Origin of the sequence: Terrabacter aerolatus (assembly GCF_007991735.1) — a bacterium.
Lineage (GTDB): Bacteria > Actinomycetota > Actinomycetes > Actinomycetales > Dermatophilaceae > Terrabacter > Terrabacter aerolatus.
In genome coordinates this window covers 163,116-187,695 of sequence record NZ_BJYX01000005.1, presented here as the reverse complement: position 1 = coordinate 187,695, position 24,580 = coordinate 163,116, and the positions used below count along the sequence as shown (strand labels likewise).

26 protein-coding genes are annotated in these 24,580 nt (G+C 72.6%); 20 read left to right on the top strand and 6 right to left on the bottom strand.

Annotated features, from left to right (window positions below; genetic code table 11):
- Position 1: 1 nt before the first annotated feature.
- The 10 genes from TAE01_RS07065 (at position 2) to TAE01_RS07020 (ending at position 10,962) form a co-directional block, all read left to right on the top strand.
- Positions 2-889 (top strand): TatD family hydrolase, encoded by an 888-nt coding sequence (locus TAE01_RS07065; RefSeq protein ID WP_147064830.1) that lies wholly within the window; start codon positions 2-4, stop codon positions 887-889.
- 3 nt (positions 890-892) lie between these two features.
- Positions 893-2,092: a metabolite traffic protein EboE gene (gene eboE / locus TAE01_RS07060; RefSeq protein ID WP_147064828.1), complete on the top strand. Its 1,200-nt coding sequence runs from the start codon at positions 893-895 to the stop codon at positions 2,090-2,092.
- Positions 2,089-3,492, top strand: a complete 1,404-nt coding sequence (locus tag TAE01_RS07055) for an alkaline phosphatase family protein (protein WP_147064826.1) — start codon at positions 2,089-2,091, stop codon at positions 3,490-3,492. Before eboE ends, TAE01_RS07055 begins: the two co-directional genes overlap by 4 nt.
- A gap of 41 nt (positions 3,493-3,533) precedes the next feature.
- Positions 3,534-4,544 carry a sugar phosphate isomerase/epimerase family protein gene (locus TAE01_RS07050; RefSeq protein WP_147064824.1) on the top strand — a complete coding sequence of 337 codons (1,011 nt, stop codon included), beginning with the start codon at positions 3,534-3,536 and terminating at the stop codon, positions 4,542-4,544.
- A 101-nt stretch (positions 4,545-4,645) separates the two neighbouring features.
- Positions 4,646-5,818, top strand: coding sequence for a ThuA domain-containing protein (locus TAE01_RS07045; RefSeq protein WP_147064822.1), 1,173 nt, complete (start codon positions 4,646-4,648; stop codon positions 5,816-5,818).
- Between the two features lie 46 nt (positions 5,819-5,864).
- Positions 5,865-6,236: a VOC family protein gene (locus tag TAE01_RS07040; RefSeq protein ID WP_147064820.1), complete on the top strand. Its 372-nt coding sequence runs from the start codon at positions 5,865-5,867 to the stop codon at positions 6,234-6,236.
- Positions 6,237-6,356: 120 nt separating this feature from the next.
- Positions 6,357-6,737, top strand: a complete 381-nt coding sequence (locus TAE01_RS07035; RefSeq protein WP_147064818.1) for a YciI family protein — start codon at positions 6,357-6,359, stop codon at positions 6,735-6,737.
- 17 nt (positions 6,738-6,754) lie between these two features.
- Positions 6,755-8,020 (top strand): RNA polymerase sigma factor, encoded by a 1,266-nt coding sequence (locus TAE01_RS07030; RefSeq protein ID WP_147064816.1) that lies wholly within the window; start codon positions 6,755-6,757, stop codon positions 8,018-8,020.
- A gap of 204 nt (positions 8,021-8,224) precedes the next feature.
- Entirely contained in the window at positions 8,225-9,493 is a 1,269-nt protein-coding gene (locus TAE01_RS07025) for a COG4705 family protein (RefSeq protein WP_147064814.1), read from the top strand.
- A gap of 71 nt (positions 9,494-9,564) precedes the next feature.
- Positions 9,565-10,962: a sensor histidine kinase gene (locus TAE01_RS07020; RefSeq protein ID WP_147064812.1), complete on the top strand. Its 1,398-nt coding sequence runs from the start codon at positions 9,565-9,567 to the stop codon at positions 10,960-10,962.
- A gap of 13 nt (positions 10,963-10,975) precedes the next feature.
- On the opposite strand, the gene TAE01_RS07015 is transcribed toward TAE01_RS07020, so the two are convergent.
- Positions 10,976-11,656, bottom strand: a complete 681-nt coding sequence (locus TAE01_RS07015; RefSeq protein ID WP_147064810.1) for a response regulator transcription factor — start codon at positions 11,654-11,656, stop codon at positions 10,976-10,978.
- A 163-nt stretch (positions 11,657-11,819) separates the two neighbouring features.
- Between TAE01_RS07015 and TAE01_RS07010 the strand changes: the two genes are divergently transcribed.
- The 4 genes from TAE01_RS07010 to TAE01_RS06995 all read left to right on the top strand — a co-directional run bounded on the left by TAE01_RS07010 (position 11,820) and on the right by TAE01_RS06995 (position 15,669).
- Positions 11,820-12,593, top strand: a complete 774-nt coding sequence (locus TAE01_RS07010) for a phosphatase PAP2 family protein (protein WP_147064808.1) — start codon at positions 11,820-11,822, stop codon at positions 12,591-12,593.
- A 223-nt stretch (positions 12,594-12,816) separates the two neighbouring features.
- On the top strand, positions 12,817-13,767 hold the full coding sequence (locus TAE01_RS07005; RefSeq protein ID WP_147064806.1) for an ABC transporter ATP-binding protein: 951 nt from the start codon (positions 12,817-12,819) through the stop codon (positions 13,765-13,767).
- Positions 13,764-14,594, top strand: coding sequence for an ABC transporter permease subunit (locus TAE01_RS07000; RefSeq protein WP_147064804.1), 831 nt, complete (start codon positions 13,764-13,766; stop codon positions 14,592-14,594). The genes TAE01_RS07005 and TAE01_RS07000 overlap by 4 nt, the downstream gene beginning before the upstream one ends.
- A gap of 100 nt (positions 14,595-14,694) precedes the next feature.
- Positions 14,695-15,669: an alpha/beta fold hydrolase gene (locus TAE01_RS06995; protein WP_147064802.1), complete on the top strand. Its 975-nt coding sequence runs from the start codon at positions 14,695-14,697 to the stop codon at positions 15,667-15,669.
- A 6-nt stretch (positions 15,670-15,675) separates the two neighbouring features.
- On the opposite strand, the gene TAE01_RS06990 is transcribed toward TAE01_RS06995, so the two are convergent.
- Complete coding sequence (locus TAE01_RS06990; protein ID WP_147064800.1) at positions 15,676-16,194, bottom strand: flavodoxin family protein; 519 nt, start codon at positions 16,192-16,194, stop codon at positions 15,676-15,678.
- A 142-nt stretch (positions 16,195-16,336) separates the two neighbouring features.
- Between TAE01_RS06990 and TAE01_RS06985 the strand changes: the two genes are divergently transcribed.
- Complete coding sequence (locus tag TAE01_RS06985; protein ID WP_147064798.1) at positions 16,337-16,957, top strand: class I SAM-dependent methyltransferase; 621 nt, start codon at positions 16,337-16,339, stop codon at positions 16,955-16,957.
- An 18-nt stretch (positions 16,958-16,975) separates the two neighbouring features.
- Here the strand turns inward: TAE01_RS06985 and TAE01_RS06980 are convergent, their stop codons facing one another.
- Complete coding sequence (locus tag TAE01_RS06980; RefSeq protein WP_186815078.1) at positions 16,976-17,197, bottom strand: sigma factor-like helix-turn-helix DNA-binding protein; 222 nt, start codon at positions 17,195-17,197, stop codon at positions 16,976-16,978.
- Positions 17,198-17,374: 177 nt separating this feature from the next.
- Between TAE01_RS06980 and TAE01_RS06975 the strand changes: the two genes are divergently transcribed.
- The 3 genes from TAE01_RS06975 to TAE01_RS06965 all read left to right on the top strand — a co-directional run bounded on the left by TAE01_RS06975 (position 17,375) and on the right by TAE01_RS06965 (position 18,498).
- Positions 17,375-17,773, top strand: coding sequence for a VOC family protein (locus TAE01_RS06975; protein ID WP_147064795.1), 399 nt, complete (start codon positions 17,375-17,377; stop codon positions 17,771-17,773).
- 44 nt (positions 17,774-17,817) lie between these two features.
- Entirely contained in the window at positions 17,818-18,153 is a 336-nt protein-coding gene (locus tag TAE01_RS06970) for a YnfA family protein (protein ID WP_147064794.1), read from the top strand.
- 84 nt (positions 18,154-18,237) lie between these two features.
- The gene (locus TAE01_RS06965; protein ID WP_030201220.1) at positions 18,238-18,498 is read left to right on the top strand and encodes a metal-sensitive transcriptional regulator; all 261 of its coding nucleotides are present in this window, start codon (positions 18,238-18,240) and stop codon (positions 18,496-18,498) included.
- A gap of 50 nt (positions 18,499-18,548) precedes the next feature.
- On the opposite strand, the gene TAE01_RS06960 is transcribed toward TAE01_RS06965, so the two are convergent.
- Complete coding sequence (locus tag TAE01_RS06960; protein WP_147064792.1) at positions 18,549-20,207, bottom strand: FAD-dependent oxidoreductase; 1,659 nt, start codon at positions 20,205-20,207, stop codon at positions 18,549-18,551.
- Positions 20,208-20,345: 138 nt separating this feature from the next.
- Here TAE01_RS06960 and TAE01_RS06955 point away from each other — a divergent pair, with 138 nt between their 5' ends.
- Both TAE01_RS06955 and TAE01_RS06950 read left to right on the top strand, forming a co-directional pair.
- Positions 20,346-20,831, top strand: a complete 486-nt coding sequence (locus TAE01_RS06955; protein WP_246111194.1) for a hemerythrin domain-containing protein — start codon at positions 20,346-20,348, stop codon at positions 20,829-20,831.
- Between the two features lie 72 nt (positions 20,832-20,903).
- Entirely contained in the window at positions 20,904-21,752 is an 849-nt protein-coding gene (locus tag TAE01_RS06950) for a COG4705 family protein (protein WP_246111193.1), read from the top strand.
- A 61-nt stretch (positions 21,753-21,813) separates the two neighbouring features.
- Here the strand turns inward: TAE01_RS06950 and TAE01_RS06945 are convergent, their stop codons facing one another.
- Positions 21,814-23,085: an SAM-dependent methyltransferase gene (locus TAE01_RS06945; protein WP_147064788.1), complete on the bottom strand. Its 1,272-nt coding sequence runs from the start codon at positions 23,083-23,085 to the stop codon at positions 21,814-21,816.
- Positions 23,086-23,093: 8 nt separating this feature from the next.
- Positions 23,094-24,566, bottom strand: coding sequence for an FAD-binding oxidoreductase (locus TAE01_RS06940; RefSeq protein ID WP_246111192.1), 1,473 nt, complete (start codon positions 24,564-24,566; stop codon positions 23,094-23,096).
- Positions 24,567-24,580 lie beyond the last annotated feature (14 nt).

Genomic DNA, 24,580 nt, shown 5'->3' with positions numbered 1-24,580 from the left:
CGTGCGCATCTTCGACCCCCACATCCACATGACGTCCCGCACCACCGACGACTACCGTCGGATGCACGCCGCCGGTGTGCGCGCCGTCGTCGAGCCCTCCTTCTGGCTCGGGCAGCCACGCACGAGCGTCGGCTCGTTCACGGACTACTTCGACGCACTGCTCGGGTGGGAGCCGTTCCGGGCCTCGCAGTACGGCATCGCGCACCACGCGACGATCGGCCTCAATCCCAAGGAGGCCAACGATGCCCGCTGCCGCGAGGTGCTCGACGTGCTGCCCCGCTACCTCGCCAAGGACCGCGTCGTCGCCGTCGGTGAGCTCGGCTACGACTCGATGACGCCGGAGGAGGACGACGTCTTCGCCGCGCAGCTCGCGCTCGCCGCCGAGCACGAGCTTCCCGCGCTCGTGCACACGCCGCACCGGGACAAGCTCGCCGGGACCCGCCGCACGCTCGACGTCGTGCGCGAGTCGGCGCTCGAACCGTCGGCGGTCCTCGTCGACCACCTCAACGAGGTGACGGTCGGTGTCGTCGCCGAGTCCGGCTGCTGGATGGGCTTCTCCGTCTACCCGGACACGAAGATGGACGAGGGACGCATGGTCGAGATCCTCCGGCGCTACGGACTCGACCGGATGATCGTCAACTCCGCCGCCGACTGGGGCAACAGTGACCCGCTCAAGACGCGCCGGGTCGCCGAGACGATGCTCGCCGCGGGCTACACCGCCGACGACGTCGACCGCGTGCTGTGGCGCAACCCCGTCGAGTTCTACGGCCGCAGCGGCCGCCTCGAGCTGCCCGACACCGAAGCGCCCGAGGGCGCCCAGGACCACGAGCTGGTCGGTGCAGGGGCCACCTTCATGGGCAACTCCGTGCTCCGCGGCGCGAGGGAGTGAGCCGTGCGACTGCTCCACGCCGACGGGCAGACCGTCCACGTCGCGTACTGCACCAACGTCCACCCGGGTGAGGACCTCGAGACGATCATCGGCCAGCTCGACCGCTTCGCCCTGCCCGTGCGCCACCACCTCGGCGCCGACCTGCTCGGGCTGGGACTCTGGCTCAGCGCCCCGGTGGCCCGCGGTCTCGCCGACGACCCGCGCGAGACCGACCGGCTCCGCGCAGCCCTCGACGCCCGCGGCCTCGAGGTCGTCACCCTCAACGGCTTCCCCTACCGTGGCTTCCAGGACAAGGTGGTCAAGCACCGCGTCTACCACCCCGACTGGACCGAGCCGGCCCGGTTGGCCTACACGACGGACCTCATCGAGGTGCTGGCCCGCCTGCTGCCGGACGACGCGGCCCGCGGCAGCATCTCGACGCTCCCGCTCGGCTGGCGCCACCCCTGGTTCGGTGACCGGCAGGTGCTCGCCACCGAGCAGCTCGACCGCCTGGCGGACCACCTGCACACCCAGCGGGAGCGCACGGGCCGCGAGATCCGCGTCGGGCTCGAGCCCGAGCCCGGCTGCGTCATCGAGACGACGACCGACCTCGTCGAACGGATGGAGGGCCGGGACGAGGACGTGCTCGGGACGTGCCTCGACCTGTGCCACCTCGCCGTCGGTTTCGAGGACGCCGCCGTCGCCGTGCCCCGGCTGACGTCGGCCGGCCGGCGCATCGTCAAGGCGCAGGTCTCCGCCGCGCTGCACGTCGAGCACCCCGGCGACGACGCCACCCGCGACGCGCTCGCCGCCTTCGACGAGAAGCGCTTCCTCCACCAGACCCGCTCGCCTGGCCACCAGGGTGAGGGCGGGCAGCTGCGCGCCCGTGACGACCTCGGGGACGCCCTCGACGGCATACGCCCCCTCGACCCGTGCCCGGGAGGCACGGAGCAGCCCTGGCGGGTCCACTTCCACGTGCCGCTCGGCCACGCGCCAGAGGCGCCTCTCGCGGCGACGACCGACGACCTTCGCCACTCCCTCGACGTGCTCGTCGGCGGGGAGGCCGCGCTCACCGACCACCTCGAGGTCGAGACCTACACGTGGACGGTCGTCCCGGAGGCGGTGCGCCCGAGCGACGACGCAGCCCTCGCGGTCAGCATCGCCGGCGAGCTCGCCTGGCTGCGCGACACGCTCATCGACCTCGGACTCAAGGAGACCGCATGAACCAGCCCACAGCACCCGACAGGGTCCTCCTCCTCGACGTCGTCGGCCTGACGCCACGCGCCCTCGCGGACATGCCGCGCCTCTCCCGGCTCGCCGGGTCCGGCTGGCAGGCCTCGCTCGAGACCGTGCTGCCGGCCGTCACGTGCTCGGTGCAGTCGACGATGCTCACCGGACGCCCTGTCGCCGAGCACGGAGCCGTCGGCAACGGCTGGTACTTCCGCGACCTCGGCGAGGTCTTCCTGTGGCGGCAGCACAACGCGCTCGTCGAGGGCGAGAAGGTGTGGGACGCCCTGCGCCGGGCGCACCCCGGGGCTCGGGTCGCGAACGTCTGCTGGTGGTACGCCATGGGCATGGACGTCGACTCGATCGTCACGCCGCGCCCGGTCTACCACGCCGACGGCCGCAAGTCGCCCGACTGCTACACCCGTCCGGCGGCCCTGCACGACCGGCTCGTCGACCGGCTCGGGGACTTCCCGCTCTTCCACTACTGGGGCCCGACCGCGTCGATCGCCTCGTCCCGCTGGATCATCGAGGCCACCCGGATCCTGCTGCCCGAGCACGACCTGACGCTGTCCTACGTGCCGCACCTCGACTACGACCTGCAGCGCTTCGGCCCCGAGTCGCCCGAGGCGCGGGCCGCCGCCCGCGAGCTCGACGACGCCCTGGCGCCACTGCTCGACGACGCCGAGCGGCTCGGTGTCCGGGTCCTCGTCGTCAGCGAGTACGGCATCACGGCCGTCGACCAGCCCGTCGACGTCAACCGGGTGCTGCGGCGGGCCGGCCTGCTCGAGGTCCACACCCAGGCGAGGATGGAGTACCTCGACCCGTGGGCGTCGACGGCCTTCGCCGTGGCCGACCACCAGGTCGCGCACGTCTACGTCAGGGACGCCGATCGGCTCGACGAGGTCCGTACCCTGCTCGAGGCGACGCCCGGCGTCGACCAGGTGCTCGACCGAGCGGCCCAGGCGGAACTCGGCCTCGACCACGAGCGCAGTGGTGACCTCGTCCTCGTCGCCGAGCCGCGCGCGTGGTTCACGTACTACTACTGGCTCGACGACGAGCGGGCGCCGGACTTCGCGCGCGGCGTGGAGATCCACCGCAAGCCGGGCTACGACCCCGCCGAGCTCTTCTTCGACCCCGCCGACCGGTCGGCGAAGGCGCGCGCCGGGCTCGGTCTCGTGCGCAAGAAGCTCGGCCTGCGGTATGCGATGAAGGTCGTCCCGCTCGACCCGCGGTGGGTGCGTGGCAGCCACGGACGACTGCCCGCCGACCCCGTGGACGGCCCCGTCGTCATCGCCTCCGACGCGAGCCTGCGGCGTGAGACGGTGGCGGCAGCGGATGTCCACGACCTCGTGCTCGAGGCCGCTGGGATCGCCGTCGCCGCTGCCCCGACCCACTGAACAGCACACCCCAGCACCTCACAGCAGCAAGGAGATCCACGATGGCACGACCGATCACGCTCTTCACCGGACAGTGGGCCGACCTGCCCTTCGAGGAGGTGTGTCGCCTCGCGGGGGAGTGGGGCTACGACGGTCTCGAGATCGCGTGTTGGGGCGACCACTTCGAGGTCGACCGGGCCCTCACCGAGGACGGCTACATCGAGTCGCGGCGCGAGATCCTCCAGCGGCACGGGCTCGAGGTCTGGGCGATCTCCAACCACCTCGTCGGGCAGGCCGTCTGCGACGACCCCATCGACCAGCGGCACCAGGACATCCTGCCGGCGTCCGTGTGGGGCGACGGCGACGCGGAAGGCGTGCGCCAGCGCGCGGCCGAGCGGATGGCCGACACCGCCCGCGCGGCGGCGAAGCTCGGCGTCGACACCGTCATCGGCTTCACGGGCTCCGCGATCTGGAAGTACGTCGCGATGTTCCCGCCGGTGGGCGACGACGTCATCCGGGCCGGCTACGCCGACTTCGCCCGCCGCTGGAACCCGATCCTCGACGTCTTCGACGAGGTCGGGGTGAGGTTCGCCCACGAGGTGCACCCGAGCGAGATCGCCTACGACTACTGGAGCACCGTGGCGACGCTCGAGGCCGTCGGGCACCGCGAGGCGTTCGGCCTCAACTGGGACCCGAGCCACATGGTGTGGCAGGACCTCGACCCCGCCGGCTTCATCTGGGACTTCAAGGACCGGATCTACCACGTCGACTGCAAGGACACCCGCAAGCGGATCGGCAACGGCCGCAACGGTCGTCTCGGCTCGCACCTGCCGTGGGGCGACCCGCGCCGGGGCTGGGACTTCGTGTCGACCGGCCACGGCGACGTGCCGTGGGAGGACTGCTTCCGCACCCTCAACGCCATCGGCTACGACGGCCCGATCAGCATCGAGTGGGAGGACGCGGGCATGGACCGCCTCGTCGGCGCCCCGGGTGCGCTCGAGTTCGTTCGGGCCCTGAACTTCGACAAGCCGGACGCGGCGTTCGACGCCGCCTTCAGCAGCAGCAAGGACTGACCGGGACGCACCAGCCTCCCCTCAGCCGTGGTCCACGGCTCAGGGGACGCCTCGGCGACCCCGCCGGGGCACGACAGGGCAACTCACACGAGGAGACAACGATGACAGCGACACGACGACGTGTCGGTCCGGGACGACTGCTCGGGACCCTGACGGGCCTCGCGGCGCTCGTGCTCGGGTCCGGCGCAGCCTCTGCCGGCGCCGCCGACACGACACGCGGCGGCGCGACCCCCACGGGCGACCAGTACCAGGTGCTCGTCGTCGGCAAGACGCTGGGCTTCCGCCACTCCCACATCGACGAGACGACGCACGCCATCATCGACCTGGGCCGACAGGGCGGCTTCACCGTCGACGTCTGGGACCCGCCCAACAGCTCCGGCGGCTGGTGGGGACCCGGCTCACCGGGCCAGCCCGACCTGACCATGACGAGCACGCCCTTCACGAGCAGCGAGAACCTGTCGAAGTACGCGACGATCGTCTTCGCCTCGCCGGTCGACAACACGAACGGCCTGAACCCGTCGACGCCCCGGCTGCTCGACGACTCGGAGCTCGCGGCGTTCCAGGGCTACATCCGCGGCGGAGGAGGCTACGTCGGGTTGCACGCGGCGACCGACACCATGCACACGGTGCCCTGGTACAGCAAGCTCTCGGGCGGCGGGGCCCGGTTCGTCAACCACCCGGCGCAGCAGACGGCCACGATGCGGGTCGAGGACCCGACGCACCCCTCGACCGAGCACCTGCCGCGGACGTGGGTCCGGTTAAACGAGTGGTACAACTTCACGTCGAACCCGCGTGGGTCCGTTCGCGTCCTGCTGACGCTCGACGAGTCGACCTACAGCGGGGGCCGGATGGGCGCCGACCACCCGATCTCGTGGTGCCAGAACGTCGAGGGCGGTCGGTCCTGGTACGAGGGGGCCGGTCACGTCGACTCCTCCTACTCCGACCCGGACTTCCTCGAGCACCTCAAGGGCGGCATCGAGTGGACCGCCGGCAGGGTGAGTGGCGGCGGCGACTGTGTGACGTTCTCCGAGGTCTCGGGGCTGCTCGCCGCGTCCGACAACGGCTCGATCCGCACCCGGACGCTGGCGGCCCAGATCGAGGAGCGGCTCGCGTCCGCCGAGGCGGCAGCCGACGCCGGCGACCGCAACGCGGCCCTGCGCGCGCTGCAGACGGCGCGCGGCAAGGCCAACGGACTCGTCGACGGACACCAGGTCTCGTCCAAGATCGGCGACCTCATCGAGTGGCAGTCGGGCCTGCGCTCGGCCGGGATGTGAACGCGATGTCTCGACGGGCCTCGCAGGCCGGGCTAGCGTGCCGGGCATGGGACTCGTCCAGATCGCCCAGCACGCCGACGACCTCGGCCGGGCCACCGCGTTCTACCGTGACCTGCTCGGCACGGAACCGCTCGCGTCCTACGACCCGCCGGGGCTCGTCTTCTTCGACCTCGGCGGCATCCGGCTGCTCCTCGACCGAGGGGCGCCGAGCGCCCTGCACTACCTCGGCGTCGACGACCTCGATGCGACCGTCGAGCGGCTCCTGGCCGCCGGAGTCGAGGTGCGCAGCGAGCCGCACGTCATCTTCGGCCACGACGACGACACCCTCGGGCCTGCCGACACCGACGAGTGGATGGCCTTCGTCGTCGACTCCGAGGGCAACCTCGTCGGGCTCGTCGAGCGGCGGCCACGAGGATGACGGCGAAGACGTCTCGGGAGAGGTGTCGATCCGGGGTCCCGGCGTTCGTGTAGACGGCGAAGGGCGCACGGACGGTGCGCCCCCGAACCGCCGGTGACCACCGGCACGGAGGAGACCACCGTGAAGACCTACCTCATCTCCCTGTTCTCGCCCGACGGGCCGCCCCCCGGAGAGGCCGACCTCGGCCGGATCATGGCCGACCTCGAGGCCGTCAACGACGACATCCGCGCGGCGGGCAGCTGGGTGTTCGCCGGCGGTCTGGGTGACCAGGCCAGCGCCACGACGATCCGCAAGCGCGACGCCGTCGCCGACGCCGTGCTCACCGACGGCCCCTTCGTGGAGGCGAAGGAGCACCTCGGCGGCTTCTCCATCGTCCGCTCCGACGACTACGACGTCGTGCTCGGCTGGGCCGAGCGGATCGCCGGAGCCACCGGCCTGCCCGTCGAGGTGCGTCCCTTCGTCGACCGGGACGACCCGGGCCAGGTCCCGACCGACCACTGAGCCGTGACGGTCGGGCGATGAGGGTCACGAGCGCGGACATCGCGCGCGTCTTCCGTGCCGAGCACGGGCGCGCGGTGTCCGTGCTCATCCGGGCTCTCGGCGACATCGACCTCGCCGAGGACGCCGTGCAGGACGCGTTCGCCGTGGCCGTCGAGCGGTGGCCCCGAGAAGGTATGCCGCCCAGCCCGGCCGGGTGGATCATCACGACCGCTCGCCGCCGGGCCATCGACCGCCTCCGGCGCGAGTCCACCCGTGAGGCGCGCCAGGCCGCGGCGGTCGCGCTGCAGGCGGTCGACCCGGGCCGTGGCACGCACGAGCCGGACGAGGAGGGACCCGTGAAGGACGAACGTCTACGACTGGTCTTCACCTGCTGCCACCCGGCGCTCTCCCGCGAGGCCCAGGTGGCCCTGACCCTGCGGCTGCTCGGCGGCCTGACGACCGCGGAGATCGCCCACGCCTACCTCGTGCCCGAGTCGACGATGGCCCAACGGATCGTGCGGGCCAAGAGCAAGATCCGCACCGCCGGCATCCCCTACCGGGTGCCCCGCGACGAGGACCTCCCGGCTCGGCTGTCGTCGGTGCTGGCGGTGCTCTACCTCGTCTTCACCGAAGGTCACACGGCCTCGGCCGGCGACGGTCTCGACCGCCCCGACCTCGCGGCCGAGGCGATCCGGCTGGCCCGGCAGCTCGCCGAGCTCATGCCGGACGAGCCGGAGGCGCTGGGCCTGCTGGCCCTCATGCTGCTGACCGAGGCCCGGCGACCGGCACGCACCGACGCGGTCGGAGACCTCGTGCTGCTCCCGGACCAGGACCGGTCCCGGTGGGACGCCGACCTCGTCGCGGAGGGGCAGGCGCTCGTGCGCCGGTGCCTGCGGCGCAACGCTCCCGGACCCTACCAGCTGCAGGCCGCGGTCAACGCCGTGCACACCGACGCCACCGACGCCGCCGACACCGACTGGTCCCAGGTCGTCGCGCTCTACGACCATCTGCTGCTTCTGAGACCCACCGACGTCGTGCGTCTCAACCGGGCCGTCGCCGTGGCCGAGCTCGACGGTCCCCACGTGGCACTGGGGCTGCTCGACGGCCTCGACCTCACGGCATACGCCCCGTTCCACGTGGTGCGGGCGGAGCTGCTCGACCGGCTCGGACGACGGGACGAGGCGAGGGCCGCCTGGGCGCACGCGGCGCGGCTGACCGACAACGCGGCGCAGGCGCGCCACCTGCGCGCCCGCGCTGACGCCACCGGCGACGGGGGCCTCGGGGGCACCGGCCTCCGGTCATGACCCGGACGCCAGGACGAGTGTCCCTGCCGGGAGGCGGCCCTTCGGAACGCTCTCTCAGCGTGGCCTCAGGGTCGACGCGACAGGGTCGTCGACGCAGGAACGCCCTGAGTGGCTGTCCCGTGTCCACGTCAGGGCGGTGAGCGGACCTCACGCCCGCCGGTGGACGACCGGCCGCTCGACCCCACCCGCAAAGGAATGTCCTCCATGCCCGATGCCCCGACATCGACCTTGACCAGCACGGTGCGCACCAGCGTGACGCCACGGCTGCTCAACAAGGTGCCCGCCATCACTGCCACGTTCTGGGTCATCAAGATCCTGTCGACGACGATCGGTGAGACCTTCGCCGACTACCTGACGGTCCAGGTCGGCCTCGGTCCGTTGGTGACCGACGGCGCGATGGCGACCCTGCTCGTCATCGCCCTGGTGGCACAGCTGCGCACGCGGCGACTCGTGCCCTGGCTCTACTGGACGACGGTCATCCTCGTGAGCATCGTCGGCACCCAGATCACCGACTTCTTCACCGACATCCTCGGCGTGAGCCTCTACGTCAGCACGGCAGTCTTCGCCGTCGTGCTCGCCGTCGTGTTCACCGTGTGGTGGCGTCAGGAGCGCACCCTGGCCATCACCGCGATCGACACGCCCCGTCGCGAGCGCTTCTACTGGGGCGCGATCCTCACGACCTTCGCCCTGGGGACCGCAGGCGGGGACCTGGCGACGGAGGCCCTCTCCCTCGGATTCCGCAACGGGGCCCTGATCTTCGGGGGGCTCATCCTCGCCGTCTGGGCCGCTCGCCGCCTCGGGCTCAGCACGGTGCTCGCCTTCTGGATCGCCTACGTCCTGACGCGCCCGCTCGGGGCCTCGCTCGGGGACCTGCTGACCCAGGGTCGCGACTTCGGCGGCTTCGGACTGGGCGCGAGCGTCACGAGCCTGCTCTTCCTCGCCGTCATCGTCGTGCTCGTCGGGCGCGAGCAGGTCAACGTCAACCGTCACGGGATCCGAGCCAAGGGAGACACCCCGGCCGTCAGCCCGCGACGCGACTACGTCTGGGCGGCCGCCGGTGCCGTCGCGGTCGTCGCGGCGGCCACGGCCCTCGCTCCCGCGGCGGTTCCTGCCGCGGCGACCCCGGCCACCCGGTCGGGATCGGGCTCTGGCCGGGTCGACCCGCTCGAGGCGGACGCGACCTCTCCCATCGGCGACCTGCGACCCTTCGCGGTGATCGTCGACGACGTCGCGGCGAAGACGAAGAAGGACGACCTCGCCGGGGCCACCGCTCGGATCAAGGACCTCGAGGTGGCCTGGGACGACGGTGAGGCTGCCATGAAGCCTGCCTCCCCCGACGACTGGCACACGATGGACTCCGCGATCGACGGAGCCCTCACCGCGGTGCGCGCCAACCCGCCGTCGCAGGCGTCGAGCCTGACCGCGCTGCACGCGCTCCAGTCGACGATCGCCGCCCTCGACAAGAAGCAGTAGCCGCGGCGACGGGCACAATCGAGCAAGTCGTGGATCAGGTCAAAGATGCCGTCGAGCGAGGGAGGGGCCAGATGAGGGCACCCTTCCGCCTACCGCTCGGAGTCCGGGGGCAGGCGACGGTCGCCGCCGCAGCGGTGGTGGCCATCGCCCTGCTCCTCGGCGGTGCGGTCCTGGTCCTGGTCCTCCAGGGTGCGCTCACCCGGACCCTGCAGGACAGCGTCACCTCGGTGGTCGAGGAGGACGCCCAGGTGGTGGCCCGGGATGGCGCGAGCGGGCTGGCAGGAAGCGAGCGCGGGGAACGGCCCGAGGACGTCCTCGTCCAGGTCATCAGCCACGACCAGGGCGTCTCCAGGGTGGTCTACACCTCGAGGCCCTCGCGTGCGCTCCCCCTCACGACCACGCGTCCGGCCGTGGGGGAGACCGTCGTCAGTGGGCGCTCGTCGTTCCCGCTGCCCGACGACCTGCAGGACCCGCTGGTCGTCGCCCGCTCCGTCGACCACGCGGGGGCCACCTACGTCGTGGTCGGGCAGGCGTCCCAGGGGGCGCCCGAGGAGGCGGTGCGCACGACGGCGATCCTGCTGGCCGTCGCGCTGCCCATGCTCGTCGCCCTGACCGCCATGACCACGTGGTGGCGTGTCGGTCGAGCCCTCGGCTCGGTCGAGGCGATCCGCAGCCAGGTCGAGCGGACCAGCGCGTCGCGACTCGACGACCGGGTCCCGGTACCTCCCACCCAGGACGAGATCGCCCACCTGGCCGTGACGATGAACTCCATGCTCGGCCGGCTGGAAGCCTCCCAGCGCGCCCAACGGCGCTTCGTCTCCGACGCCAGTCACGAGCTGCGCTCGCCCCTCGCGACGATCCGCGCGTCTCTCGACGTCGTCAGCCCCGGCGACCCGGACACGTCCTGGGAGGAGCTCGACCCGATCCTGCGGTCCGAGACCGAGCGGATGAGCCGACTCGTCGAGAACCTCCTGCTGCTGTCCCAAGCCGACGACCACGCCCTCACGGTGAGCCGGGGGGACGTCGACCTCGACGACCTCGTCGACCAGGAGGTCGCACGCCTTCGGCAGCTGACGTCGCTGACCGTCCGCCTCGAGAACGTTCCCCTGCGGGTGACGGGCGATGACCACCAGCTCCAACAGGTCCTGCGCAACCTCCTCGACAACGCAGCCAGGCATGCACGAGACGTCGTGGCGGTCACGGTCTCACGGAGGCACGGTAGCGCGGTCGTCTGCGTCGACGACGACGGACCCGGCATACCCCTGCCCGAGCGGGAGCGGGTCTTCGAGCGCTTCGTCCGGCTCGACGAGAGCAGGTCGCGCCATTCCGGTGGTGCGGGCCTCGGCCTCGCGATCGCTCGCGAGCTCGCACGGGCGCACGGTGGGACGCTCGAGGCGGGTGCGTCCTCGCTCGGAGGAGCGAGCCTCCGGCTCACCCTGCCGCTGCCCGAGGGCGACCGACGGGAATGACGCCCACCGAGGCTCAGTCGCGGTCGGGCTCGAGCAGCCGGTAGCCCGCGCCGCGCACCGTCTCGATGGTCGCGACCCCGAAGGGCACGTCGATCTTGCGCCGCAGGTAACCGACGTAGACCTCGACGATGTTCATGTCCCCGTCGTAGGCGGGGTCCCAGACGGCCTCGAGGATCGCCGTCTTCGTGACCACCTCCCCGGGGTGTCGCATCAGGAAGGTCAGCAGGGCGAACTCCTTGGGCGTCAGTGCGATCTCGGTCCCGGAGCGCGTGACTCGGCGGCGGACGGGATCGAGCGACAGGGACCCGTTCGTCATCACCACGGGACGCTCGGGCGCACCGCGCCGGATGAGGGCCCGCAGGCGCGCGACGAGCACCACGAAGCTGAACGGCTTGGTCAGGTAGTCGTCGGCCCCGAGGTTGAAGGCCTCCGCCTGGTCGTGCTCCCCGTCGACGGCCGTCAGCATCATCACCGGTGTCCACACGCCGGCCTGACGCAGGCGCGCGATGACCTGGTAGCCGTCGAGCCTGGGCAGCATGATGTCGAGGACGATGACGTCGTAGACCGTCTCGCTGGCGGCCCACAGGCCGTCCTGACCGTCGTGCACCACGTCGACGACAAAGCCCTCGCGTGTCAGTCCACGGCGAACGACGTCGGCGAGGGCCCTCTCGTCCTCCACCACCAGAACCCTCATCCCAGTCCTGTCGTCGTCATGGTCCGAGGATAGGTCTCGGCGCCTGAGCCGGCGCTGAGCGCCGGCCGGCGCGACGCGCCCGCCGGAACCGGCGCGGTCGCTCAGCCTGTGCTCAGGATCCCGACGTCACCATGGAGCCTCGATCGACTCCAGGAAGTGACTCATGCGCACGACGGTCCACGAAGGAACGGAGCCCGGAACCGGCCCCCTGACGACGGGGCTCGGCCGTGCTCGTCGCACTCGACGGCTGGCAGCGGCCCTGGCCGGCCTCGTCGCTCTGGTCGCCGCCCTCGCCGTCGGGGTGATGGTGACGAAGCTCGGCGCCGCGCGGACCGGCGAGCTCGGCCTCGACGTCTCGATCTCGCACCATCGGGATGCCGCGCTGACCGATCTCGCCCTGGCCGTCAACCTCCTGCTCGGGACGCTCGTCGCGCCGGTGCTGCTCGTGGTGGTCTGCGCGACGATCTGGGTGCGCAGCAGGTTCGTGGCGACGACCGTCGCGATGCTGACCGCGGTGGGGTGGTTCTCGGTCGAGGTGGGCAAGCTCCTCGTCCAGCGGACTCGGCCCCCGGCCACCGCCGTGCACGCCCTCGTGAGCGAGACCGCCGCCGACAGCTACCCGAGCGGCCACACCGCCTTCGCGGCGGGAGCGCTCTTCGCCGTGGTCGCCGCCCTGGCGCTCGCCGGTCGGTCCACGCGCGCCGCCTGGATGATCGGGGTGCCCGTCGTGGCCGTCGTCGCGCTCTCGCGGCTCTACCTCGGGGTGCACTACCTGAGTGACGTCATCGCATCCGTGGTCTTCGCTGGCGCGTCCATCCTGGTCGCGGTGGCGGTCGTGCAACCCTGGCTGATGCGGCTGCAGCACGCCGACCTGCACCGGCGCGCGGCTTCCGTGGCTGCCCCCGCTCGTGAGGAGGACTCCGAGGGCGAGGCCTGAGCCGAGCATCGTCCACGCCCCGTGCCCGTGCGTCGCGAGCCGGTGCGCGTGCGCGGAGCCCTCGCGACCGTGGGCCCCAGCGGGCGCACAGGCGCGTTCGGCATCCTGCACTGGTCTGTCCGCTCGACGCGCACCTGCGCTCCCGGTCGGGCCTCGGTCCCCGTGTCGCGTCCGTTCCGGCAGGGTTTCCCGGCGCTCGCCCCCACCGACGAAAGAGCTGCCCATGATCGAGGCCCGGGGTCTCACGAAGCGTTACGGCCACAAGACCGCCGTCGACGACCTGACCTTCACGGTCCGCCCGGGGGTGGTCACCGGCTTCCTCGGGCCCAACGGTGCCGGCAAGTCCACGACGATGCGCATGATCCTGGGCCTCGACGCCCCGACGTCCGGGAGCGTCCTCGTCAACGGCAAGCCGTACCGCGAGCACAGCTCACCGCTGCACGAGGTGGGAGCGCTCCTCGAGGCCAGGTCGATCCACACGGGGCGCAGCGCCTACAACCACCTGCTGGCCCTCGCTCAGACCGCGGGCATCGCGCGGCGTCGCGTCGACGAGGTCGTCGAGCTCGTCGGCCTCGGCGACGTCGCGAAGAAGCGGGCCGGGACCTTCTCGCTCGGCATGGGGCAGCGGCTCGGCATCGCCTCGGCGCTGCTCGGCGACCCTCGCACGATCATCCTCGACGAGCCGGTCAACGGGCTCGACCCCGACGGCATCCGGTGGATCCGGACGCTGCTCAAGTCGCTGGCCGACGAGGGCCGCACGGTGTTCGTCTCCTCGCACCTGATGAGCGAGATGGCCCAGACGGCCGAGCACCTCATCGTCGTCGGCCGCGGCCGGCTCATCGCCGACACGAGCGTCCAGGACTTCATCGCCCGCTCGTCCGGCAACCGGGTCCGCGTCAGGACCACCGACCCCGAGGCGCTGGCGACCCTGCTCGCCGATCCCGACGTGACCGTCGAGGCCACCGGCGGGGACGCCCTCGAGGTGAGCGGCCTCAGCACCGACCAGATCGGCGTCGCCGCCGGCCGCGCCGGCATCACGCTGCTCGAGCTCGCCGCCCAGCAGACCTCCCTCGAGGAGGCGTTCATGGACCTGACCAAGGACGCCGTCGAGTACCACGGCACCACGACCCCCGAGAGCCGCAGCGCACTCACGACCGCCGGAGCGAACCGATGACCGCCGCGACCACGAACGCCGCGGTCCCCCCGCGCACCTCGAGCCCCACGAAGGTCACCCAGGCCCGGGTCGTCCTCTCCGAGTGGACCAAGCTCCGCTCGCTGCGCTCGACCGTCTTCTCCCTCCTCGCCGCCGTCGTGTTCGTCGTGGGCCTCGCCGTCCTCGTGCCCTCGGTGACCGTCGCCCACTGGCCGCCGCGCGACGTGCGCGAGGCAGCCGCCTTCGACCCCACCTCGCGCAGCCTGGCCGGCATCTTCCTCGCGCAGCTGGCCATCGGGGTCCTGGGTGTCCTGCTCATGACGGGGGAGTACGCCACGGGCATGATCCGGGCGACCCTCGCCGCCGTCCCGGCGCGCCTGCCGGTGCTCTGGGCCAAGGCCGCCGTCTTCGCCGCCGCGACCCTCGCCGTCATGGTGCCCGCCGTGTTCGGTGCCTTCGTCATCGGCCAGTCGATCCTGCAGGCCAAGCAGCTGCAGGCGGGGCTCGGTGACCCCGGGGTGCTGCGAGCCGTCGTCGGGGCCGCGCTCTACCTCACCGTGGTCGGGATCCTCGGGCTCGGCCTGGGGGCTCTGCTGCGCAACACCGCCGGTGGCATCTCCGCCCTCTTCGGGGTGCTGTTCGTCCTTCCGATCATCGTGCGCTTCCTGCCGACGTCCTGGTCCGACCCGATCGACCGGTACCTCCCCAGCACGGTCGGCCAGACCGTCACCCACGTGCACCCCGACCCGGCGGGTTTCGCGCCGTGGACCGGGTTCGCGATCTTCTGCGGGTATGCCGCCGTGGTGCTGGCTCTCGCGGCGATCCGCCTGCGCCGCCGCGACGCCTGACCGAGCCGCCTGACCGGCCGTGCGACCGTCCGACCGTCTGCCGGAGGCCCGAGTGCATCCGGCAGACGGTGCTCCACCTGACCGGCGGTAACCTGCGTCCATGACGTCGCTGCCGTCCACCAGGCCTGTCGCCCTCGCCTCCCCGTGGGGTGGCGTCGACCGGACCGTCGACCTCGACGGTCCGGTCCACTGGGTCGACTTCGGCGGCCCGGAGGCCTCCTCGGCACCGCCCGTCGTGCTCGTGCACGGCCTCGGCGGCTCGCACCTCAACTGGGTCGGCATCGCGCCGGCGCTCGCCGAGCACCGCCGCGTCGTCGCCCTCGACCTGCCCGGCTTCGGCCTGACGCCGGCGCTCGGGCGGGACACGAGCGTCAACCACAACGCGGCCCTGCTGAGCCGCTTCGTCCACGAGGTCGTGGGTGAGCCCGTGGTCCTCGTCGGCAACTCGATGGGCGGCATGGTGAGCCTGCTGCTCGCCGACCGCCGCCCCGAGCAGGTCGTCGGCCTCGCGCTCGTCGACCCGGCGCTGCCGAACCCCGGGGCCCGCCCCGACCCCCAGGTCGCCGCCACCTTCGCGTTGTATGCCGTGCCGCGGGTCGGCGAGCTGGTGCTGACCCGCTACAACTCGCGTTTCAGCGACCGCCAGCGCGTGCTCGGCACCGTGGCGCTGTGCTTCGCCGACCCGTCGCGGGCCGACCGGGACGTCGTGGAGGCCGGCATCGAGCTCGCGGCCTGGCGGCGCTCGCTCCCGGACCCCGAGTCCGAGTTCCTCGGCGCGGCGCGCTCGCTGCTGCGCGTGCTGCGCGGACGGCGTGAGTACGACCGGATCATGCGCGACCTGCGCGCCCCGGTCCTGCTCATCCACGGCACGCGGGACCGGCTCGTGCCCGTCTCGGCCGCCCGCCGGGCGGCACGGCTCAACCCGACCTGGCGCACGGCATACCTCGACGGGATGGGGCACACGCCGCAGCTCGAGGCGCCCGAGGACGTGCTCGGACACCTCCAGCCGTGGCTCGACTCCCTCGACGGTCCGGGCACCTCCGACTCGGCCGACGCGGCCGACGCGGCCGGCTGACGTCCGTCAGGCGACGCCGTGCGAGACGCGGGTCGCCAGGGTCGCGCCCCACTCCCGGGCGCGCTCCAGCTCCCCCTCGAGCACGGGCCCGGCCACGCCCTCGACCCAGAAGGTCTCGCCGCGCTCGGCCCCGTCGAACCCGCGGTGCCGCAGGGCCTTAGCGGCAGCGTTCGCCGCCGAGCCGGGAAGCAGCTTCACGTGCACGCGGGTGTCGAAGGTGACGACGGGCAGCCCGCGCCGCGGCGTCACCTCGGCGATCCACTCACGAACGCCCTCGCGAGCCGGCGCGGCTCCCTTGGACGTCGCGTCCTCGCGGGTCTGCGGACGCGTCATGCTCAGCCCGTGCGTGGGCCCGCCGACGAGCAGCAGGTCGACGTCGTCACCGATGGCCGTGGGGGCGTCGTCGACGTGGACGACCCGGACCTCACCGCCGGGAGTGGTGCCCGCGCGCACCCCCTCGGCGATGGCCGACGCGATCTGGCGGGTGTTGCCGAACATGGACTCGTGGACGATCAGGACATTCATGACGGGTGCCTCTCCGCTCTCCACGCTACGCGTGCGGCGCGCGACCGTGGACGGATCGTGACGCACGAGACCTGCCACGACACAATGGGATTCGGGTCGTCTCCGACGGTCCCCGCCCTGCCCCGAGACGAGGAGAGCCACCGTGGACGCGAGCGCCTGGGACGAGAGGTATGCCGCGCGCGACCTCGTGTGGTCGGTCGAGCCGAACCGCTTCGTCGCCGAGATCATCGGCCCGCTCGCGCCGGGTCACGCCGTCGACCTCGCGGCGGGCGAGGGCCGCAACGCCATCTGGATGGTCGAGCAGGGCTGGACGGTCGTCGCCGCGGACTACTCGACGGTCGCCGTCGAGCGGATGGGCTCGCTCGCGGCCGACCGGTTGGGTGACGACTCGGGTCACCTCACCGCGCTCGTCGCGGACGCCACGCAGGAGGCGCCCGGTGGCCCGGGCGCCTACGACCTCGCGCTGCTCTGCTACCTCCAGCTGCCCCCGGACGAGTGGAGGCAGGCGCTGCGGGCCGCCGTCGAGGCGGTGCGCCCCGGAGGCCTCGTCGTCGTCATCGGGCACGCGGGTCGCAACCTGGCCAAGGGGTGGGGCGGCCCGAGCGAGCGCGCCGTCCTCTACGACCCCGAGGAGGTGGTCGACCGGGCCGAGGGCCTGCCCGTCACCGTGGAGCGGTCGGGCATCCGGGAGCGTCCGGTCGACACCGACGAGGGCGAGCGGGTCGCGCTCGACACCGTCGTCGTGCTGCGTCGCGAGGGCTGAGGGCGCGGCACGCCCGCGTTAGCGTCGCCCGTACTTCTGGTGCACGGCCTGGCGGCTGACGCCGAGCTGCTCGGCGATCTCGGCCCACGCCAGTCCCTGCAGCCGCGCGCGGCGCACCACGGCGGCCTCGGTGCGGTCGGCCGTGCGCCGCAGCTCGCGTGCGGCCGCCAGGGCGGCGCGGGGGTCGTCGTCGCCCGTGGCGCGGGCCAGCTCCAGCATGTCGTCGACCTCCCGGGTCATCGCGGCGCCTCTCCTGATGTCAACCTCTGTTGACACGGTAGGCCGCCCATGCGCCTGCGTCAACCATGGTTGACGCTCGCGCTGCGGGGCGGCCTGTTCCCGGCCGCGCGGACGGGCTGCGCCGACAACCCGACAACCCGGTGGCGGTGGCAGGGCTGCGCTCAGCAGGATGTCCCCATGGCTCTGGAGCTCTCGCACACGACCGTCAACGCCCTCGACGCCCACGCCCAGTCGCTGTGGTGGGCCGACCTCCTCGGCTACCACGAGGACCCGGCCGACCCGAACCTGCCGGGGCACGAGGAGTGCATGATCCTCTCGCCCGACGAGTCGCACCGGCTGCTCTTCATCGAGGTCGCGGACGCCAAGCAGGGGCGCAACCGCGTCCACCTCGACCTGCGACCGACGGACCGCCCGCGCGACGACGAGGTGGAGCGTGTGGTGGGGCTCGGCGCCGCCGTCGTGCAGGACTGCCGGACCGAGGACGGACGGGGATGGGTCGTCCTGGCCGATCCCGAGGGCAACGAGTTCTGCATCCTGCGCAGCGACCGGGAGCGCCGCGCCGCGGGAGACCTCTGAGGCCTCGCGCCGATCCGGTGCGGGGCCGGTGCGACGATGAGCCCGTGAACGTCGCCCGCTCCATCGTCCTCTTCGTGCTCGCCGCCGTCGCCGAGATCGGCGGGGCCTGGCTCATCTGGCAGGGGGTTCGAGAGCACCGCGGCTGGGTGTGGGCCGGCGCCGGCGTCGTGGCCCTCGGCCTCTACGGCTTCGTCGCGACCCTGCAGCCCGATGCGAGCTTCGGTCGCATCCTGGCCGCCTACGGCGGGGTCTTCGTCGCGGGCTCGCTCCTGTGGGGCATGGCCGTCGACGGCTTCCGGCCCGACCGGTGGGACGTCGCGGGCGCGCTCGTGTGCCTCGTCGGCGTCGGCCTCATCATGTACGCCCCCCGCTCGAGCTGAGTTCACGCCGTGCGGTCGGGGCCAGCACGCGGCATACGGCAGGGGGTATCATGAGGCGTCCGGCAACGACCCCAGGAGGATGCCGTGGAGCTCGACCTCGACGAGATGCAGTCCGTCATCCGTCGCCTCAACCGCGCCCGCGGCCAGATCGGCGGCATCGTCAAGATGATCGAGGAGGGTCGCGACTGCAAGGACATCGTCACCCAGCTCGCCGCCGTCTCCAAGGCCCTCGACCGTGCCGGCTTCGCCGTCATCGCCACGGGGCTGCGCGAGTGCATCACCAACCCCGAGGGCGAGACGATGGACGTCGCCCAGATGGAGAAGCTCTTCCTCTCCCTGGCCTGAGCCGTCGGGCCGCCGGGCCGCCGGGCCGCCGGGCCGCCGGGCTGCCGGGCTCAGGCCACGGCGACGAGCTCGCGGGCGCTCGTGCCGGCGAGCCACGTGCGGTAGCCGCCGTCGAGGTTGCGCACCTCGCGCCCGGCGTGCGTGAGCACCTGCGCCGCGACGTGTCCTCGCTGCCCGACCGCGCAGTGCACGACGACCGGCCCGGCCGGGATCTCCTCGAGGCGCTGGCGCAGCTCGTCCACGGGCACGAGCACCGCTCCCGGGATGGCCCCCGAGTCGTGCTCCTCCCGGGTGCGCACGTCCACGAGCACCGCGCCGTCGGCGACGGCCTCGTCGAGCTCGTGCCACTGGATCGAGCGGGCGAGCCCGGTGCGGAGGTTGTCCGCGACGTAGCCGAGCAGGTTGACCGGGTCCTTGGCCGAGGCGAACTGCGGCGCGTAGGCGAGCTCGAGGTCGGCCAGGGCGCTCGCCGAGATGCCGCCCGCCATGGCCGTGGCGATGACGTCGATGCGCTTGTCGACACCCTCGCGGCCCACACCCTGGGCTCCGAGGATCGCGTCGGTGTCGCGGTCGACGAGCAGCTTGAGGCTCATGCCCTCGGCTCCCGGGTAGTACGTGGCGTGCGAGGCCGGGTGCGTGTGGATGACCCGGTGCGGACGGCCCGAGGCGACCAGGCGCTTCTCGTTCCAGCCGGTCGTCGCGACCTGCAGCCCGAAGACGCCGACGATGGCGGTGCCGAGCACCGGTCGGTCGTGGGCCGGCAGTCCGGCCATGATGTCGGCGGCCATGCGGCCCTGCCGGTTCGCGGTGTTGGCCAGGGGCACGAGCACCTGCTCGCCGTCGAGGGCGTCGCGCTTCTCGACGGCGTCGCCGACGGCGAGGATGCGGGGGTCGCTCGTGCGGAAGCGGCTGTCGACGAGGATGCCGCCGAGCGGTCCCGTGTCGAGCCCGGCGTCGACGGCCAGCCGGGTGTCGGGGCGCACGCCGACCGCGGCGACGACGAGGTCGGCCCGGACCTCCTCGACCGGTGCGTCCTCGTCGCCCGTCGACAGCGTCACGGTGTCGCGCCCGATGGCGGTCACCGCGGAGCCGAGCCGCAGGGTCACGCCGCTCGCGCGCAGGTGGTCGTGGACCGGGGCGACCATCTCGGGGTCGAGGGGCGCCATGACCTGGTCGGTGGCCTCGACGACGGTCACGGCGATGCCGCGGTGGGTGAGGTTCTCGGCGAGCTCGAGACCGATGAAGCCACCGCCGATGATGACGGCGGTCCGGGCCGGTCGGCTGGCCGCGACGAGGGCGTCGGTGTCCTCGATGTCACGCAGCGACAGGGCGCGCTCGATCCCGGGGATCGGAGGCCGCACCGGCCGGGCTCCCGGAGAGAGCAGCACGTGGTCGTAGGGCAGCTCCGACTCGGTGCCCGTCGCGAGCTCGCGCACGACGACGACGCGGCGCTCGCGGTCGATCCGGACGGCCTCGGTGCCGACGCGGACGTCGAGGCCGAAGCGGCGCCCGAGCGAGGAGGGGGTCTGCAGCAGCAGGGACTCGCGATCCTCGATGAGGCCGCCGACGTGGTAGGGCAGGCCGCAGTTGGCGAAGGACACGTGTCCGCTGCGCTCGATGACGGTGATGTGGGCGTCCTCGTCGAGCCGGCGCAGCCGGGTGGCCGCGCTCATGCCGCCGGCGACACCGCCGATGATGATGTGGTCCATGCTCGGAGTATACCCCAGGGGGTATTGCTCGACCGAATCCGTGACGACCATCGGACGGAACCTCCCGCGCTCTGGACGGGCAGGGCCTCGCAGCGCGACCATGGAGGGCACGGAGGTCGAGCCATGAACGCGTGCGCCATGAACGTCGAGCCAGATGCCATCCAGGTCGACAGTGCCCTCGAGCTGGCCCTCCACCTCGACCGGGTCCGTCGGCACCGCTCCGAGCTGCGCGAGTCCGTCGCCGCCGTCGACCTCGCGCTCGAGGCCCCCATCGCCCGCGGCGGGATGTGGCGCGAGCGGGTCAGGGCGGCCCTCGCCGAGCTCGCCCACGACTTCGACGACCACGTCGCGCTGACCGAGAGCCCCGGCGGCATCTACGACCGCGCCCGGCACAGCGCACCGCGCCTCTCGGGGCGGGTCGAACGGCTCCTCGGCGAGCACCGGGACCTCCGCGAGGCCATCCACGGCTACCTCGCCGTCCTCGAGCACGGCGGCACGATGGCCGACCTGCCCGTCTTCCGCGAGGAGCTCACCGTGCTCCTGGGACGCCTCGTCCGGCACCGGCAGAAGGGTGGCGACCTCGTCTACGAGGCGTACGACGTCGACCTCGGCGGTCAGGGCTGACCCGTCCCCGAGGGCGGCAGACCCCGCGCCCGTGTCAGGAAACGTCCAAGTGCGCTTGGCACCATCGTCGCCGTGACCGCTCCCGAGCCCCAGACCGAGCCCCAGACCGAGCCCCAGACCGAGCCCCAGACCGAGCCGACCGCGCACCCCGCGACGGCCACGCCGCTGGCGCGACCGGGCCACCTGGCGCGGGTCCCCGAGCTCACGGTCCTCTTCTGGGTGCTCAAGATCCTGACGACGGGCATGGGCGAGACGGCCTCGGACTACCTCGCGCACACCATCGGCCCGGTCATCGCGGTCGGCCTCTCCGGCATCGCCCTCGTCGCGGCGCTGGCCGGCCAGCTCTCCGCGCGGCGCTACGTGCCGTGGCTCTACTGGACGACGGTCGCCATGGTGAGCGTCTTCGGCACCGTCGCCGCCGACGTCGCCCACGTCGGCCTCGGGGTGCCGTATGCCGTGTCGACCGTCGCGTTCGCCGTGGCCCTCGCGCTCGTGCTCTGGCTCTGGCACCGCACCGAGGGCACGCTGTCGGTGCACAGCATCGACACGACCCGCCGCGAGCTCTTCTACTGGGCCACCGTGCTGACGACCTTCGCCCTCGGCACCGCGGCCGGCGACCTCACCGCGGTCACGTTGGGGCTGGGCTACCTCGGCTCGGCGGTGCTCTTCGCCGTGGCGTTCGCCGTGCCGGCGGTGGCGCACCTGCGCCTCGGCCTCGGTGCGGTCGCCGCGTTCTGGACCGCCTACGTCATCACCCGTCCCCTGGGGGCGTCGGTCGCCGACTGGATGGGCGTCTCGGTGGCCCGCGGCGGTCTCGGACTGGGCACGGGCGCCGTCACGCTCGCGTGGGCGGCGGCCATCGTCATCATCGTGGGCGCCGCGGTGGTCAGCGGGCGCGCCCGGGCCGCGTCGGCCGACTGACCGCGCCTGACGGCATACGACCTCGCCGTCAGGCGCCGGTGTCGGACGGTGGGTGCGGGTGTCAGCCGTCGGCGGGCTCGAAGCGCGGCCGCAGCGGGAAGCCCGACACCCCCTCCGTGCTCGTGCGTGACGCGAGGACCTGGTGCAGCTGGATCCCGTTGCGCTCGAAGCCGAGGCGCGACCCGGCGAGGTAGAGGCCCCACACCCGCGCCGTGCCCAGGCCGGCGAGCTCGACGCACTCCTCCCAGTTCTTCGCGAGGTTGGCGTTCCACGCGGCGCACGTGCGGGCGTAGTGCTCGCGGAGGTTCTCGTGGTGGCGCACCTCGAAGCCCTCGTCCTCCATGATGCGCACGATGTCGCCGCTGCCGGTGAGCTCGCCGTCGGGGAAGACGTAGCGGTTGATGAAGCCGCGGGGCGGCAGGCCGGCGTGCCGGTTGTCGGGCCGCGTGATGCAGTGGTTGAGCAGCCGGCCCTCGTCGCGCAGCCGCTCGCGCAGGAACCGGAAGTAGGCCGGGTAGTTGCCGACGCCGATGTGCTCGGTCAGGCCGATCGAGCTGATCGCGTCGAAGCCGCGCTCGGTGACGTCGCGGTAGTCGCCGTGCCGGACCTCGGCGCGGTCGCCGATGCCGTCGGCCTCGATGGCGGCCTGCGCCCACGTCGCCTGCTCGCGCGAGAGGGTCACGCCGAGCGCCGTGACGCCGTAGTGCTTGACGGCGTGCCGCACCATGCCGCCCCAGCCGCAGCCGACGTCGAGCAGCCGCATGCCGGGACGCAGCCCGAGCTTCTTCGCGACGAGGTCGTACTTGTAGGCCTGCGCCTCCTCGAGCGAGGACTCGTCGGTCGGGAAGCAGGCGCACGTGTAGGTCATCGACGGCCCGAGCACCAGCTCGTAGAAGGCGTTGGACACGTCGTAGTGGTGGCTGATCGCGGCGGCGTCGCGGGCCTTGCCGTGGCGCAGGCCCTGGGCCATGCGCCGCAGCTGGCTCGGGGTCTCCTCGGCCGGGAGGGCCGGCGGGTGCGGACGGTGGTGGGCGAGGAACCGGGCCAGCTCGACGGTGTCGTGCCGGGTCGGCCGTCGCGGCGTCAGGCCGTCGCCGATGACGCGCAGCACCTCGTACGGGTCCGCCTCGTCGATGCCGTCGATGACGAGGTCACCGAGCAGGTAGGCGCGGGCGAGACCGAGGTCGCCCGGCGCCGTGAGGATGTGGTTGAGCGCCTCGGGGCCGGTCAGGCGCAGCACGAGCCCGTCGGGGCTCCCGCCCTCGGAGCCGTCCCACGCGACGACCCGCACCGGGGCCTCGGGGCCGAACACGCGGTCGAATGCCTGTCCCACGGTCAATGTCATCGAGCCTGCACCGCCTTCTCGTAGAGAGTGGGGAACCGTCCCCTCGGGTCGTACCTGCGCTTGACGGGGTCGTATGCCGTGCCTCCGTAGAGGGCGGCGAAGGTGGCCTCGTCGTAGTACGCGTCGGAGTAGAGCGACTTGTGGCCGCCGAGCCGGGTCACCTCGGCCTCGATCCGGCGGTTGACGTCTCCGTCGCGCGCCCCCGGCTCGATCGCGACGGTCGACCAGAAGCCGACGTTGACGTAGCGCTCACCGGGGCGCATCGGGTAGAGCGGCCACGGGGCGTCGCCGGTCCGGGTCGGGTGATCACCCTCGGCTCCGTACCCGCTTCCGCGGAGCTGGATCGGGCACAGCCAGACCGGCTCGATCGGCACCTCGCGCAGGAACCAGTCGACGAACTCGGCCGTGCGGTCGAGCGGGATCTCGACGTCCTGGACGACGCGTTCGCGGTCGGGCAGCCCACGGAGCCGGTCGAGGCGGCCCATGACGCGGTGCCGGTTCTCGAACGCGACGATCTTCCAGTAGACGTCGCTGCGCAGCAGGCGGCTGGGCCACAGGCGGCGGACCGTCGGGTTCTGGGCCCCGAAGGCTCGGCTGCACCAGAACCAGTCGGTGTCCCAGCGCCAGAGGTAGTCGTGCGCGGTGAGCACGTCGGTGCGGCGCTGCTGGATCGAGCGGTAGAAGACGTGCTCGCCGGTGTAGTCGCTCGGCCGGGCCTGCCCCTCGAGGTGGTCGCTCCAGCGGCCGAGGCTGAGGTAGGCCTCGGTCGGCCCGAAGACGACACCGTCGACGAAGTCGACCCGGTCCCCGTCCCACGCTCGCGTCGTCATGACGTCGCCGACCGCGTCGGCGAGCGCCGCCACCGAGTCGAACCGGACGTGGCGCAGCGCGACGAACGGACGGGCCGGCTCGAGCTCGATGACGAGGTCGAGGGCGTAGCCGAGCGAGCCGTAGGAGTTGGGGAAGGCGCGGAAGAGGTCGGCGTGCTCGCCGTCGGGGGTGGCCGTCACGACCTGCCCGTCGCCGGTGAGGATCCGCAGCTGCTGCACCGACTCGTGCGGCAGCCCGTTGCGGAACGACGACGCCTCGATGCCGAGCCCGGTCACCGCCCCGCCGATGGTGATGGTCCGCAGCTGCGGGACGACGAGGGGGACGTAGCCGTGGGGGAGCAGCTCGTCGACGAGCTGCTCGTAGGTGGTCAGGCCGCCGACGAGCGCGGTCGCGGGAGCGCCGTCGAGGCCGGGGCGGACCTCCACGACGCCGCGGAACGCTGACAGGTCCAGCCCCGGCGAGTCGTGGGCGGTCCGGTTGCGGAAGAGGTTCGAGGTGCGCTTGGCGAGGCGGACCGGCCGGTCGGGCGGCAGGGCGGCATACGCCGTCCGCGCCTGCTCGAGTGCACGCTCGTGCTCGCGGACCCGGTCGACGGGTGGGTGCTCGTCCGCAGGGGACGAGACCTGAGGGGGTGTCACCATCGCAGTCAAAC

Coding starts and splice junctions, on each gene's coding strand:
- TAE01_RS07055 (WP_147064826.1), top strand. CDS start 2,089: ATGAACCAGCCCACAGCACCCGACAGGGTCCTCCTCCTCGACGTCGTC.
- TAE01_RS07050 (WP_147064824.1), top strand. CDS start 3,534: ATGGCACGACCGATCACGCTCTTCACCGGACAGTGGGCCGACCTGCCC.
- TAE01_RS07045 (WP_147064822.1), top strand. CDS start 4,646: ATGACAGCGACACGACGACGTGTCGGTCCGGGACGACTGCTCGGGACC.
- TAE01_RS07040 (WP_147064820.1), top strand. CDS start 5,865: ATGGGACTCGTCCAGATCGCCCAGCACGCCGACGACCTCGGCCGGGCC.
- TAE01_RS07030 (WP_147064816.1), top strand. CDS start 6,755: ATGAGGGTCACGAGCGCGGACATCGCGCGCGTCTTCCGTGCCGAGCAC.
- TAE01_RS07025 (WP_147064814.1), top strand. CDS start 8,225: ATGCCCGATGCCCCGACATCGACCTTGACCAGCACGGTGCGCACCAGC.
- TAE01_RS07020 (WP_147064812.1), top strand. CDS start 9,565: ATGAGGGCACCCTTCCGCCTACCGCTCGGAGTCCGGGGGCAGGCGACG.
- TAE01_RS07015 (WP_147064810.1), bottom strand. CDS start 11,656: ATGAGGGTTCTGGTGGTGGAGGACGAGAGGGCCCTCGCCGACGTCGTT.
- TAE01_RS07010 (WP_147064808.1), top strand. CDS start 11,820: ATGCGCACGACGGTCCACGAAGGAACGGAGCCCGGAACCGGCCCCCTG.
- TAE01_RS07005 (WP_147064806.1), top strand. CDS start 12,817: ATGATCGAGGCCCGGGGTCTCACGAAGCGTTACGGCCACAAGACCGCC.
- TAE01_RS07000 (WP_147064804.1), top strand. CDS start 13,764: ATGACCGCCGCGACCACGAACGCCGCGGTCCCCCCGCGCACCTCGAGC.
- TAE01_RS06995 (WP_147064802.1), top strand. CDS start 14,695: ATGACGTCGCTGCCGTCCACCAGGCCTGTCGCCCTCGCCTCCCCGTGG.
- TAE01_RS06990 (WP_147064800.1), bottom strand. CDS start 16,194: ATGAATGTCCTGATCGTCCACGAGTCCATGTTCGGCAACACCCGCCAG.
- TAE01_RS06980 (WP_186815078.1), bottom strand. CDS start 17,197: ATGACCCGGGAGGTCGACGACATGCTGGAGCTGGCCCGCGCCACGGGC.
- TAE01_RS06975 (WP_147064795.1), top strand. CDS start 17,375: ATGGCTCTGGAGCTCTCGCACACGACCGTCAACGCCCTCGACGCCCAC.
- TAE01_RS06960 (WP_147064792.1), bottom strand. CDS start 20,207: ATGGACCACATCATCATCGGCGGTGTCGCCGGCGGCATGAGCGCGGCC.
- TAE01_RS06955 (WP_246111194.1), top strand. CDS start 20,346: ATGAACGTCGAGCCAGATGCCATCCAGGTCGACAGTGCCCTCGAGCTG.